Source organism: Mycobacterium sp. 48b, assembly GCF_048282725.1.
Lineage (GTDB): Bacteria > Actinomycetota > Actinomycetes > Mycobacteriales > Mycobacteriaceae > Mycobacterium.
Genome location: NZ_JBLVUL010000001.1, coordinates 2,134,342 through 2,146,098, shown reverse-complemented (window position 1 = coordinate 2,146,098; position 11,757 = coordinate 2,134,342). Strand labels below are relative to the sequence as shown.

The 11,757-nt window shown below is 64.6% G+C and carries 14 protein-coding genes and 1 tRNA gene; 7 read left to right on the top strand and 8 right to left on the bottom strand.

Annotated elements, in window-relative coordinates; translation table 11 throughout:
* Positions 1–50 precede the first annotated feature (50 nt).
* Positions 51–359: a hypothetical protein gene (locus ACNQR1_RS10290; protein ID WP_418045776.1), complete on the top strand. Its 309-nt coding sequence runs from the start codon at positions 51–53 to the stop codon at positions 357–359.
* Between the two features lie 138 nt (positions 360–497).
* On the opposite strand, the gene ACNQR1_RS10285 is transcribed toward ACNQR1_RS10290, so the two are convergent.
* The 4 genes from ACNQR1_RS10285 to ACNQR1_RS10270 are packed head-to-tail and all read right to left on the bottom strand — an operon-like array spanning position 498 to position 3,510.
* Positions 498–1,901 carry an IS1380 family transposase gene (locus ACNQR1_RS10285; protein WP_025997282.1) on the bottom strand — a complete coding sequence of 468 codons (1,404 nt, stop codon included), beginning with the start codon at positions 1,899–1,901 and terminating at the stop codon, positions 498–500.
* Between the two features lie 27 nt (positions 1,902–1,928).
* The gene (locus tag ACNQR1_RS10280; RefSeq protein WP_418045774.1) at positions 1,929–2,399 is read right to left on the bottom strand and encodes a BRO family protein; all 471 of its coding nucleotides are present in this window, start codon (positions 2,397–2,399) and stop codon (positions 1,929–1,931) included.
* A 56-nt stretch (positions 2,400–2,455) separates the two neighbouring features.
* A complete protein-coding gene (locus tag ACNQR1_RS10275; protein WP_418045772.1) occupies positions 2,456–2,776 on the bottom strand; it encodes a helix-turn-helix domain-containing protein in 321 nt (106 codons plus the stop codon).
* On the bottom strand, positions 2,776–3,510 hold the full coding sequence (locus ACNQR1_RS10270) for a Bro-N domain-containing protein (RefSeq protein ID WP_418045770.1): 735 nt from the start codon (positions 3,508–3,510) through the stop codon (positions 2,776–2,778). The genes ACNQR1_RS10275 and ACNQR1_RS10270 overlap by 1 nt, the downstream gene beginning before the upstream one ends.
* Before the next feature lie 203 nt (positions 3,511–3,713).
* On the opposite strand from ACNQR1_RS10270, the gene ACNQR1_RS10265 reads away from it, so the two are divergent.
* The 3 genes from ACNQR1_RS10265 (at position 3,714) to ACNQR1_RS10255 (ending at position 5,435) form a co-directional block, all read left to right on the top strand.
* Positions 3,714–4,736: a hypothetical protein gene (locus ACNQR1_RS10265; RefSeq protein ID WP_418045768.1), complete on the top strand. Its 1,023-nt coding sequence runs from the start codon at positions 3,714–3,716 to the stop codon at positions 4,734–4,736.
* Positions 4,737–4,950: 214 nt separating this feature from the next.
* Entirely contained in the window at positions 4,951–5,226 is a 276-nt protein-coding gene (locus ACNQR1_RS10260) for a hypothetical protein (protein ID WP_418045766.1), read from the top strand.
* Positions 5,214–5,435, top strand: coding sequence for a DUF3263 domain-containing protein (locus tag ACNQR1_RS10255; RefSeq protein ID WP_418045764.1), 222 nt, complete (start codon positions 5,214–5,216; stop codon positions 5,433–5,435). The genes ACNQR1_RS10260 and ACNQR1_RS10255 overlap by 13 nt, the downstream gene beginning before the upstream one ends.
* An 87-nt stretch (positions 5,436–5,522) precedes the next feature.
* Here the strand turns inward: ACNQR1_RS10255 and ACNQR1_RS10250 are convergent.
* Together ACNQR1_RS10250 and ACNQR1_RS10245 are read right to left on the bottom strand one after the other, a co-directional pair.
* Positions 5,523–5,599 (bottom strand) — tRNA-Leu (locus ACNQR1_RS10250).
* A gap of 70 nt (positions 5,600–5,669) precedes the next feature.
* Positions 5,670–6,692 (bottom strand): zinc-dependent alcohol dehydrogenase family protein, encoded by a 1,023-nt coding sequence (locus ACNQR1_RS10245; RefSeq protein WP_418045762.1) that lies wholly within the window; start codon positions 6,690–6,692, stop codon positions 5,670–5,672.
* Between the two features lie 139 nt (positions 6,693–6,831).
* Between ACNQR1_RS10245 and ACNQR1_RS10240 the strand changes: the two genes are divergently transcribed.
* The 3 genes from ACNQR1_RS10240 to ACNQR1_RS10230 all read left to right on the top strand — a co-directional run bounded on the left by ACNQR1_RS10240 (position 6,832) and on the right by ACNQR1_RS10230 (position 10,573).
* Positions 6,832–7,245 carry a nitroreductase family deazaflavin-dependent oxidoreductase gene (locus ACNQR1_RS10240; protein ID WP_418045760.1) on the top strand — a complete coding sequence of 138 codons (414 nt, stop codon included), beginning with the start codon at positions 6,832–6,834 and terminating at the stop codon, positions 7,243–7,245.
* A gap of 134 nt (positions 7,246–7,379) precedes the next feature.
* A complete protein-coding gene (locus ACNQR1_RS10235) occupies positions 7,380–8,087 on the top strand; it encodes an ABC transporter ATP-binding protein (protein ID WP_418029618.1) in 708 nt (235 codons plus the stop codon).
* An 89-nt stretch (positions 8,088–8,176) separates the two neighbouring features.
* Complete coding sequence (locus tag ACNQR1_RS10230) at positions 8,177–10,573, top strand: FtsX-like permease family protein (RefSeq protein WP_418050335.1); 2,397 nt, start codon at positions 8,177–8,179, stop codon at positions 10,571–10,573.
* Here the strand turns inward: ACNQR1_RS10230 and ACNQR1_RS10225 are convergent.
* Together ACNQR1_RS10225 and ACNQR1_RS10220 are read right to left on the bottom strand one after the other, a co-directional pair.
* Positions 10,560–11,183, bottom strand: a complete 624-nt coding sequence (locus tag ACNQR1_RS10225) for a class I SAM-dependent methyltransferase (RefSeq protein WP_418045758.1) — start codon at positions 11,181–11,183, stop codon at positions 10,560–10,562. The genes ACNQR1_RS10230 and ACNQR1_RS10225 overlap by 14 nt on opposite strands.
* Positions 11,180–11,752 (bottom strand): DUF4389 domain-containing protein, encoded by a 573-nt coding sequence (locus ACNQR1_RS10220; RefSeq protein ID WP_418050334.1) that lies wholly within the window; start codon positions 11,750–11,752, stop codon positions 11,180–11,182. Before ACNQR1_RS10220 ends, ACNQR1_RS10225 begins: the two co-directional genes overlap by 4 nt.
* Positions 11,753–11,757: the final 5 nt, after the last annotated feature.

The window sequence follows — 11,757 nt, the reverse complement described above, 5'->3', positions numbered from 1 at the left end:
CCGGTGTCGTGGTCGTAGATGTATGGACGACCCTTTGCGGTTGGCTTGCGGTGGTCGTAGCCATCTCGAATGGATCCGTCTGCCCGGACCCGGGTGTTGTGCTGATTGATCAGCCAGCCCTTCGAGTACAGGTGTTCATCGAACTTGCGTGCTGGGACATCGGAGAAGTACTTCTTCCCGAAGTCGGTGAGGTGAATACCGTCCCCGGCCTCGATCGCGCGGCGGTGGCGTTGCTCAACTTCCAGCTTCTTCTCAGCCTTATCCGCGCGGACACGCTCAGCCCGGGCGATGGTGACGGCTTGAGACGCGCGACAATTCGCGGCTTCGAGCGCACCAAGCGGATCGGCCAGGATGTCTAAGCCTCGATCCGTGGACTTGAGTGATTGATGTGTCTGCCGTGGCTGGTTGTCGTTTGGTGGGCTTGTGAGCGTGACGTAACCGCTGGTCTGCCCAGCTTTTCCCTGTGCGCTCCGGTAGGGGCCTATTCGGCCAGGTGGTCAGGTGGTGGCGGTGAGTGGTGGGCTGTGGCCGATGGTGTTGCGCCACAGCGTAAGCCAGTGGTCAGCCCAGGGCCAGTGGCTCGGTAGGTGCAGAAGGGGTCGGCGTTGCGGTCGGACCAGGCGTGCGGGGACGGTGATGAGCTTGCGGCGCAGTGTGGCGCCCCGGGCGACTGCGTGGGCTCCACCGGCCAGGACGCCGGCGGCGCGCAGCAGGTTGTGGGCAATAGCGGCGCACAGGATCCACGCCGAGTTCGCTCCGAAACGTCCCGAAGGCATGTGAGCCAGGGGTCCATCGATCAGGTCGGCGAACACGGTTTCGATGATCGCGTGGCGGCGGTGGGTGATGTCGGCCGCAACGGTGGGTTCGTCGGTGTCGGTGAAGAACGGGTGATACCGCCACACCGGAAACAGCGCATCAGGAAAGCGGGCATCTTTGACCCGACGCACGATCAACCGGGCGGTCATCGGGTTGTCGGTGGAGGTGAAGGCGGTGTAGGTGGTCTCGGCGACTTCGGCATCGGAGATCCAGGCTCCCGTGTCGGGATCACGGACCGCTCCGGGGTATTCCACTGCAATCCAGGCGCTCTCGTCGATGGACTCGATGGCTGCAGCGACGGCGCGGGTCTTGGTCAGCACCAACGAGAACTGGGCACCGGCGCGGCGGCAGGCTGTGGCCACGGTGCTGTTGCCGTAGGCCGAATCGCCGCGCACCACAATCTGGCCGGTGACCCCGGCGGTGCGGGCGGTGGCGACGGCTTGGGCGATCATCCGGGCCGCACCCTTGCCGGAGTTGGCCTTCCCGGCTCGCAACCGGGCGCCGGTGATCACCGGCGCACTCGTGGCGGTGCTGATCGTGGTGACCAACGGCGACAGGCCCTTGCGCAGGATCTGCTTGCCCGCGATTTTGGTGTGTCCGTAGGAAGCACCTTGTTTGGCGTGGCCATAGACCGGACGCAGCAGTGAGTCGATGTCGAGGAACGCGCGCTCGTCGGCGCCAGGCAACAGATCGACCCGCGCGCAGAGTCCGGCCAGGTGCTCGCGCAAAACCGATTCGAGCTGGCGGGCGTGTCCGAAAGTAAACTCGCGCAACAAAGTTCCGATGGTCGAGGGTGCATACACGCCGCCGAACAGTGTCTTCATCCCACCTGCCCGCACCAGGTCGAGATCGTCAATGCAGTCCGCACCGGCACACATGCCCGCGATGACTGTGCTCAGCTTCGGTGCCGGGTTGGCCGCCCCGGACTTGATCCTCGGCTCGGCAATGACCACCTTGTCACGTAATAGCTGCGGCAAGGCAGTCTGGGCCGCCAGGGTCATCACCGGGACCAATCCAGCACAGGACACGAGATGGTCATCATCGAAGACCGCCGACGACACAGCGAAACTATGGGACACTTTCACCGGAAGTGCCTTTCTGACCTGGACTGATTAGTGCGTCGAGAACACCAATCTTCCCAGTTCAAAGGGCACTTTCCTCATTCCGACACCCTGCGACCAGCCGATACATCGGTGGATCGAGGCTAAGGCGTCGCGATAGGCGGCGGTCTCGGATTCTCGGGTGCGGATCGCGAAGTAGGCCTGGGCGGCCGCCACCTCAGGCTTGTTCGGGTCACCGTTCATAGCCACGAGGTAGGCCGCAAACCGAGACAGTTCGAAGTCCACCATTGGCTTGGTGGCAGAGTTTTTCGCAGATCGGCGAAAATCTTGCGACACATCGTCGAGCTGATTCCGCGCTGACGCCATCGCGCGGTCAAGCGGGTTCCTAAACCGCTCCCATGTGCCGTAGCCCATGAGCGGCATGAGGTCGCGGGCCGACCAGAATTCGGAACCGTCGGGCCGCGCCCGCCTGATGGCGTCGAACGGCGACTGGTCACCGTTGGTAATCTGTAGATCTGACATGGAGACTGTTCCTCTCTGTCGGACGGCCCCCACCCCTTGCCGGGTGGGGGCTTTCTTTATGCGGCGGTGTTTGATCCGGAGCGTTCGTTCAACACCTCGCGCACGACGTCGCGGATCAGCTCGCGGAGGGCGATGCTGTGTCCGTCACTGTCAGCGGTGCGGGTGCGTTCGAGTACCGACATGGGCACGTGCAGTGCGGTGGCGATCTTCTTTACTTGAGTTGGGTTCGGCCAGCGGTGCCCGCCTTCAAGATCGGACAGATAGCCGAGGGAGACGCCCGAGTTCCTAGACAACTCGGCCAACGACTGGCCGTCCTTGGTGCGGAGCACCCGGAGTTGGTCCCAGACGCCGTACTCACTGATTCGCTTGGTGCCCATTACGATTCACCGCCTGGTAGCCCCTTGAGTGCGGGCATGAAGCTCAGCTGGCACTGATTGGCCTGCGGATCACCGATCTCCTGCATGACCGGAACCAATGCGGCGACCAGTTCGGGAAGCACGTGCGGGAACAGGTGGTACGCGGTGCCGGTGTGCCAGAACTTCCACCGGTGCTCATGCTTCGGCGTGGTACCTCCGGCCTTAAGCCAGCCGGCCGCACGAAGCGCACGAGTGACCTCAGACGGCTTGTAGTCCAGGCCGTAGCGCTGACGTATCTCAGCGGCAACGTCGTCCCACGACCAGGTTGTGCCGATGAAGAGCGCTTCGCTGGCCTGGCCGGTGCGCAACATCTGTGGGAGCACTTCATGGAAGACCCAGCGCTGGAACTTGGCGACGAACGTGCGGACCTTCTCGTCGCGGATCGCGTTGACGTTGCGCTGCCCGACGATTCGGTAGAAACCAGCCTCGGTCAGATACCAGACTCCTTGGTTGGCGGCGGCTCCGTAAAGCGCCTGGTCGTCGCGGCCCTCAAATTTGAGGGGCGTGCTGACCAGCGGGTTTTCCTCCGGGGTGACGAGGACCTTTTCGTCGTCATCGAGCGTGCGGACCATGTTCGATGCGTCCTTGAATGCGAGCTGGCGAGCCACGATGCCGCCATGGACCCGAAACCCGTCACCGTCCGGGATGAATGGGAGTTCAAACTCGCCGTTACTGAAGAGCTGAAGGTTGCTCACTGGCTGTCTCCTTGAGTGGAACCGGGAGAACCCGGTACGCATCAAGGTACTGCGTCAAGGTGCGTAATGCAACAACCTCTTCGCTCCATGGTTACTTTTGGGCCCTGACCTGCCGTGTTCGAAAATTACATGCGTGTAACTGCGAACTGTCTCGAAGGTGCGAAAAGTGGACTTCGCACCTCTGCGCGTAGCAAGGTTGACCTGTGCAGATACCCACCCAGACACCAGAGGCGAAGCTGATCGAAGAGCTTCGTCAAGCTGTGCGGCCGAAGCTGTCAGTTCGCAGGGCCGCAACGATGGCCGGCATAAGCGAGGGGCGGTGGCGACAGATCGCAAAGGGGTACAACCAGGTATCCAAGGAAACGTTCGTTGAAAGCATCGCCCCGGCGGACACGCTCGCGCGCATGGCGCGAGTAGTCGGAGCGACGCCGGGCCAACTCCAGGAAGTTGGACGTGAGGATGCCGCCGACGAGCTTGCGGTCTTATACGAGAAGGACCGTGAGTTCCGCGAGGTGAAGCAGCGAGTGGGTGAGATCTATGACGACTTGCAGAGCCAATCCGCCTTCAAACCGCCAGCGCTGCCCGAGCTGCCCCGCAACGCGCCTAACGCGCCAACCCTGGGTCATCTCGATATCGCGCTAGGCGCACATCCCTTCCGACCCAACACCTTCCTTCCAATGTCGAACCGGGAACGCCAACTTCTTGTGTCCGCTCGCAACAAGCTCTTTCATAACCGTGCCGATCTGACTGACGAAGAGCGAGCCGTCCTAACGCGATTCATCGAGGACGACGAGCTCCGCACTCTGCATGCCCGGATTGACTGGCTTCCACGAGCTGAGCAACTGGACGTCAGTGCACGCGTAAACGAGCTCCAACTTGGAGTCGAGGAACGCTGGGTAGCGGACGGCTACACAAATGAGAGCGAACAGCTCCCCGATTATGCCCGGCCGAACCCACTGCCTCGCGAGGGCACGTTCCCCGACCCGGACCTATTCCCACCGCTAACGCCAGTGTTCGCAACAAAGGAGAAGAAGGATGACTTGGAAACTGCGTCGGAATCGGCAACATCGCCGGAAGCCCAGCAAATCAAGGAGGAGGGTGGGGTTGTTCGCCTGCCGCACTGGGGCAAGGGTGATCCGCCCCCTGCTGTGATCGATGAACAGGCAGCCGCATCGACTCGACGGAAGCGGTCCGATGAAGAGGATGACGACGATTTCAGCAACTGAGTTTCATCGGTGTAATTACTGGTCAGCGTCGTTTTTGTCGGACCCCACCCCTAGGTTCCTGTGAGTGTCCTGGAATCCGTGGCGATGGGTAGGCGAGCACTATCCGCACATCGTGGTGAGCTGCGAGCACCGGTTACCCAAGCGTGTTGCTGGGCTCTGGCGCGGTAACACCATCTGGCTCTGCTCGACGCTAACTCAAGCCGAAAGACGCTCAGTGCTCACACACGAGCTGCAACACATCCAACGCGGACTCCCAACACCCGAGCACCGCGAGCGCGAGGAACGCATCGTTGATGAGCTCGCCGCCCGTCGGCTCATCTCATTGCCTGACCTTGCACGCACACTCAGGGCCACCCGGGATCCCGACGCGCTCGCCGAAGAACTCTGGGTCGACAGGCACACTGTCGAGGTTCGGCTGGCCACTCTCGACCCGATTGAGACAGCAGCGTTGGAACACGAGTTCGGAGATGAGTGGCTATGGATTCCCTGACCGACCAACAGCGCGCCATTCTGGATCTTGAGCGTGAGTGGTTCGCCACGGTCGGCGGCAAAGAGGACGCTATCCGAGGTCTCGGCCTCACACCGGTCCGCTACTACCAGAAGCTCAATCAACTGATCTCCACCGAAGCTGCAGTGGCGTATGACCCTGTGACTGCTCACCGCTTGCAGCGCGTGGCCATCCGAAGTTGGATGCGGTAGGCCCGCTAGGTGTACACGTACTGCACACGACCTACGCATCGTGTACAGCGACGAGTACAGTAAGGGTTACCTAAAATTGCTCTGACCTGGTGCCCCCAGTCGGACTCGAACCGACACTTGGCGGATTTTAAGTCCGCTGCCTCTGCCAATTGGGCTATGGGGGCGTCGCACGAGAGCATATTTCAGGCCGACTCGTCGTCATCAGACCGCCCTCAGCACGACCCGCGTTCTCGATCACCCCACCTCGACGACGATCTTGCCGAACGGGCCGCGATCGAGGTGGTCCAGCGCCGCCGGCAGATCGTGGAACGGATAGCGCGCACCGATCACGGGTTTCGTCTCCGTGCTGTCGATGGCGCTGACCAATTCGCTGAGTGCGCGCCGATGCCCGGTGCCGATACCGTGAATCGTGATGTCTTTCATCAGAATTGGCATGACGGGCGTCGATACCTCGAACCCGTCGAGCGCGCCGATCAGATGAATGTGGCCACCGACCGCGGCGACTTGGGCCGCCTTGCCGAGATGAACGCCCCCGACGAGCTCCAGCACATGGTCCACGCCGTGGTCGCCGGTCAGGTCCAGGATGGTTTCGGCCCAGTCCGCGCTCCGCCGATCCACGACGTGGTCGGCGCCCAGCAGTGCGACCCGCTCCAGTTTGTCCGCACTGCCCGACACGATGACGCTCGCGCCGTGCATCTTCGCGATCTGCACTCCGAACAACGCGACGCCGCCGGTACCTTCGACCAGCACAACATCGCCGGCCCGCACGTGCCCCCGTTCGACCAGCGCGAACCACGCCGTGAGCCCGGCGACCGGCAGCGTGCTGGCCTCTGCCGCCGAGAGGGTCCGTGGAGCTCGAACAACCCAATCCTGCGGAAGCGCTACGTATTCAGCGAGCACCCCGGGGTAGAAGCCGCCGAGCGTCCAGTACGAAGGCGTCCGTGCGTTGCCCGGCCGGGCGCCATCGAGCCAGTCCGGGGTGAACACCGAGATCACCTGATCCTCCACGGCGAATCGGGTCACCGAATCTCCGACCGCGACGACGGTGCCGGCGAGATCGGACCCCGGTGTGAAGGGGAACTCCAGGGCCAGGCCGCGCCCGGTTTCGATCACCATCTTGTCGCGATGGTTCAACGCAACCGCCGCAACCTTGATCAGGACTTCTTCGGGGCCCGGTTGCGGGACGGCCACCTCACGCAACCGGAGCGCGTCTCGGCCGATTCCGTCCATCTCCCACCGGCGCATGATTTCAGCCATGCGGTGCTGCAACTGGGTCGGACATACGCATATTCCCCGGGGATGACGGGCCCGCCAGCGGAACTACGACCCGCGCAGAGCGAGTAGCGCAGATTTGGTTGAATGTGTCCCAGGGATGGGACAGCGACGGGGGCCGCATATGCCGAGCAGTATCGCCAATTCGATTGCCGTAGTTGCCGAACGCATCGCGGCAACCCTCGGGCCACGGGCAATGCGCGTGATCGCCCGCTTCAACAAGTACGTCACCAATCCACTGCAGCGGCTTTGGGCGCCGTGGCTGCCCTACATGGCTGTCATCGAGCACACCGGCCGCAAGTCGGGCAAGCCATACCGGACCCCGGTCATGGCGTTCGTCGACAACAAGTCCGTCTCGGTCGTGCTGAACTACGGCGAGCACTCCGATTGGGTCCGCAATGTCCGCGCCGCGGGAGCAGCCGAAGTGGTGCATCGCGGACGGCGCTACCAGCTCTCCGAGCCCCGCATCATCCCGGTCACCGATCAGAAGGCACGCTTCGTCGCCACAGTGACGCCGGTTTCTACGCCTGGGTCGTGAAAATCGCGGCAGCGCGACCCTGGTGTCGATAACGGCGGCGTCGACATGGCGGAAGCAGATGAGGCCGCAATAAGGCCAGATCGGCGACACCGCCCGGCGTAGGCTGCGGATATCCCGACTCCCGGGAGGCTGCGATGCCCGAACTGGCCATCGAACTGCGCGACGTGGTCCGCGAGTACAAGGTCGGCGGTCAGATAGTCCGCGCCCTCGACGAGATCAGCCTCCGACTCAACGGCGGTCAGTTCGTGTCGATCATCGGCCCCTCCGGCGCAGGTAAGAGCACCCTGCTGCACCTGCTCGGCGCGCTGGACTCCCCCGATTCCGGGTCGATCACCTTCGACGGCGAGGAGATCGGCCGCTTGGGTGACGAGCAGCAGTCGGCGTTCCGGCACCACCGGGTGGGCTTCGTCTTCCAGTTCTTCAACCTGCTGCCCACCCTGTCGGCGTGGGAAAACGTGGCTGTCCCCAAATTGCTCGACGGGGTCCGGCTCGGCAAGGTCAAACCGCAGGCCGTGGAACTGTTGGACCGCGTCGGTCTGGGTAACCGGACCGAGCACCGGCCATCCGAGCTGTCCGGCGGCCAGATGCAACGCGTCGCGGTGGCCCGGGCCATGATGATGGACCCGCCGCTGATCCTCGCCGACGAACCGACCGGCAACCTCGATTCGACGACGGGTGCGGCGATCTTGACGCTGCTGGGCGAGGTCGCCCACGAGGAGGGCCTGGGCCGGCTGGTGGTGATGGTGACCCACAATGCCGATGCGGCGGCGGCCACCGATCGGGTGATCACCCTGCAGGACGGGCGCCTGGGCTCCGACGAGATGTCGGTGGTGCCCGGGTGAGACTCGCGGCCGCGGCCAGTCGGCTCCGAGTGTTCAGCCTGCGCGAACTCACTGTGCACCGGCGGCGCACCCTCGCCTCGATCGCCGTAATGGCCGTGTCGGCAATGTATCTCGTCGCGATCCTCGGCATCTTCGGGTCGATCACCGGATCGGTCAATCGGCTCGCGGACGGCGTCGCGGGCATCGCCGCGCTCGAAGTCTCGGGCGTCACCGACGCGGGGTTCCCCGAATCTGTCCTTGCCGACGTGGCCAAGGTTCCCGGCGTCGCCACCGCCGCCCCGATGATCCGGATGACCGCGCCCACCGCGACGGAGCCGGTACTGCTGTTCGGCGCCGACGACCGCAGCCGCGCCTTGGAAGGTGCCCTCAAAGATGCGGTCGGAGTGCAGGTTCAGGCCCCGACAGCGGCGGAGGGCGTCCGCGTCGGGCCCGCTGTCGGCCACGCGAAGGGCGAGACGTTCCAGCTCGGCTCGGGGTCGGTGACCGTCTCGGAGGTCCTCGAGGGCAAGCAACTCGCGGACCTCAATGGCGGCCACTACGTGTTGGCTCCACTCCCGTTGGCGCAGAACGTCACCGGGAGACAAGGACAGCTCGACTCGATCCTGATCACCACGACCCCGGGCGCCGATCTCGACAAGGTCCGCGACCAGGTCACCGCGGCAGTGAACGGCCGGGCGATCGTCGCCGCACCGAGCTTGCGGGCCGCCCGCGCCGGTGATGGCGTCAAGTTGATGAACTACATGGCGTTGATGGGCGCAGCCGTCGCATTGGTGGTCGGCGCGTTCCTGATCTACACGACGATGACGATGGCGATCGCTCAACGCCGCTCGGTCATCTCGATGCTGCGCGCCATCGGCGGCAGGCGCGCCACCATCGTGCGCGACATGCTCGCCGAAGCCGCGATCCTCGGGCTGATCGGCGGCGCGATCGGCTCTGCTCTTGGAATAGTGCTGGGCCGCTTGGCGATCGGGCGACTGCCCCCGACCATGACTCAAGGTCTTGAAGCCCGCATCGAGTACTGGTTGCCCGACTACGCGATCCCGGTGGCCATCGTCGCGACGGCCCTGACCAGTGTCGCCGCGTCGGCGATGGCGGCCCGGCAGGTGTACAAGGTCTCCCCCATCGAGGCGCTGGCTCCGGTCGGGGCGTCGGCTGCCGACAACGTGCCGCGCTGGCTGCGGATCACCACCGGAATCGCGGCGGTGGCGGTGCTGGCCGCGTCGATCCTGATCGTGTTCTATCTCCCCGGCTCGATCGCGTTCGTGGCGATCGCCGCCCTGTTCACCGCCCAGATCGCGCTCGGGTTCGCACTCGCCGGGCCCATCGTCACAGTCACCGCTGCGGTGGCGCGCCTGTTCGGCTCCGCCGGGGCGCTGGCGGCCGCGACTGTCGAACGGGCCCCGCGCCGGGTCTGGGCCACCGTGATGACCGTGCTGATCGCCGTCGTCACGACCGTGGTGATCACCGGTACGAACAACGACATGATCCGGTCGGCTCGCGACATCTTCGCGCCGGTCGCCGACGTCGACGTCTGGGTCAGCGCCAATTCACCCGACCAGTACCCCACCGGCCTTCTGCCACAGGGACTTTCCCAGACCGTCACCGAGGTGCCCGGCGCGAGTGACGTCACCGAAGGTGCCCTGGGTTTCGCCGTCGTCGGCGGCACCCGCGTCATGCTCGACGGATTCGCCCCCGGTAGCCACGATGCCCTCTTCCGCGCCCTCGCCGACGATGTCCGCAGCGACGTGCTCGCCGGCCGCGGCGTGGTGCTCTCGCAGAATCTGGGCAAGACCCTCAACGTCCGGGTCGGTGATGAGCTGCAGTTGCAGACGCCGCACGGCCCGCAGCGAGCGAAGGTACTGGCCCTGGTGCCGTATTTCTCCACCGTGATCGGCAGCGTCGGGATGAGCCTCGACCAGATGCGCACGTGGTTCGACCGGCCGGGGTCGACGACGCTGCAGGTCACCGCGGCCAAGGGAACAGATCCCCATCGCCTGTTGGCGAACATCCGGGGTGTCGTCCCCGCGCCGAATCACACCTACGACGGCCGCACCGCGCTGGCCGGTCTCGAAGCGCCGCTGCACCAGAGCATGCTGATCGCCAATGCGGTGTGGATCATCGTGGTGTTCGTCGCCGCCGTCGCGCTGCTGAACACCCTGACGCTGTCCGTGCTCGAACGGCGCCGTGAGATCGGGGTCCTGCGGGCGATGGGATCGAGTCGTCGCTACACGTTGGCCATGGTTCTGGCCGAGGCCGCGGCCATCGGCATCGTGGGCGGGATCTCGGGATTGCTTGTCGGGCTGATCGACCAGTGGTTGTTCAGCCTCGTCAGCGGCGACATCATGAACTTCAATGTCACCTTCCGGCCGAGTGTGATGGCGCTGGTCTTCACGGTGGGGGCATTGGCGATCAGCCTGCTGGGGTCGCTGCCACCGGCGCGACGCGCCGCGCGGCTCAACATCATCGAGGCTGTCAGCGTCGAATAGTCGCGATTCCCTGCAGATGCGGGGTACAGGGCGGCGGCACCAGCGTCCACCGTCGGCTGCGCAGCCCACGGGTGTCGAACCCGGCCGCCGCGATGGCGTCGACGGTGCGGCGATTCGGCTCACAGCCCGACGACAGCCACGACCACGGCCTCGCCACCAGGTCCTGGAAGCGCCCCATCAATCCCTCACCGCGGACATGCTCGAGAACGACCAAGCGTCCTTCGGGTGCCAGCACCCGCCGGATCTCGGCGAGGGTGGCAGCCACGTCGTCGACCGAACACAACACCAGACCGACGTGAACCGAGTCGAAACTGCTGTCCGGGAAGGGAATCGATTCGCCCGCGCCTTCGGCGACGTCGACGTCGATACCGTGGCGACGCGCCAGGGCGCCTGCCATCCGCCGCATCACCGCGTCCGGCTCCACGGCCGCCACGGACGTCACCGCCTCCGGCAGGAACAGCAGATCGGTTCCCGGCCCGACGCCGACCATCAGCAGCCGGCCCGTCGCATGGCTCATCGCCGTCCGGCGGTAACGGCGGTAGAACAGCCGGTCGAATACCGGCATTCCGAACCGATAGACGTACGGGAACAGGGGGTTACGGTGCTTCAAGCGTGCTTTCCAAGGTCCATTCGAAACGGTGGATATTCGTCGCTCATCAGCGACACGTATACGGCGACGCGGTAGCGCCATCGCACGATTCCCATCAGCAGGTCGAACATGTCTTGTGAGACCGTCCCTCTGGCCAGCAACCGCACCGCGGAGATGACGCACAGGACTTGCAGCGGTGCCTCCAGCGCCCAGCACATGATGATCTGCGGAAGCGCCAACAGCCACCACTTCACCAGCACCGCCCACCGGGAGAGTTGTTCGGGATAGTCGACCTCGAGGTCCCCCGGATAGTCCGCCTGGGGCTTGAGGCTGAACGGCGGGTACTGGTCGGTGGTGTTCATCGGGAACCGGTAATTCATCACGCGCCACGACCAGCGCAGCACCCCCACGTTGAAATCGAACAGGGCACGCGGATAGCGGCCGGTGAACAAGATGGCGAAGCCCGCGGCGAGGGTGACCAACGGATACAGCAGGTAGAGACCGATCAATATCGGATAGTGCGGCACCGCAAGGACGCACCATTTGACCAGCCACAGCCGGTTGGACGGCGCGTCGATCGCGCCCCGCACCCGGA

Coding starts and splice junctions, on each gene's coding strand:
- ACNQR1_RS10280 (WP_418045774.1), bottom strand. CDS start 2,399: ATGTCAGATCTACAGATTACCAACGGTGACCAGTCGCCGTTCGACGCC.
- ACNQR1_RS10275 (WP_418045772.1), bottom strand. CDS start 2,776: ATGGGCACCAAGCGAATCAGTGAGTACGGCGTCTGGGACCAACTCCGG.
- ACNQR1_RS10255 (WP_418045764.1), top strand. CDS start 5,214: ATGGATTCCCTGACCGACCAACAGCGCGCCATTCTGGATCTTGAGCGT.
- ACNQR1_RS10245 (WP_418045762.1), bottom strand. CDS start 6,692: ATGGCTGAAATCATGCGCCGGTGGGAGATGGACGGAATCGGCCGAGAC.
- ACNQR1_RS10240 (WP_418045760.1), top strand. CDS start 6,832: ATGCCGAGCAGTATCGCCAATTCGATTGCCGTAGTTGCCGAACGCATC.
- ACNQR1_RS10235 (WP_418029618.1), top strand. CDS start 7,380: ATGCCCGAACTGGCCATCGAACTGCGCGACGTGGTCCGCGAGTACAAG.
- ACNQR1_RS10230 (WP_418050335.1), top strand. CDS start 8,177: ATGGCCGTGTCGGCAATGTATCTCGTCGCGATCCTCGGCATCTTCGGG.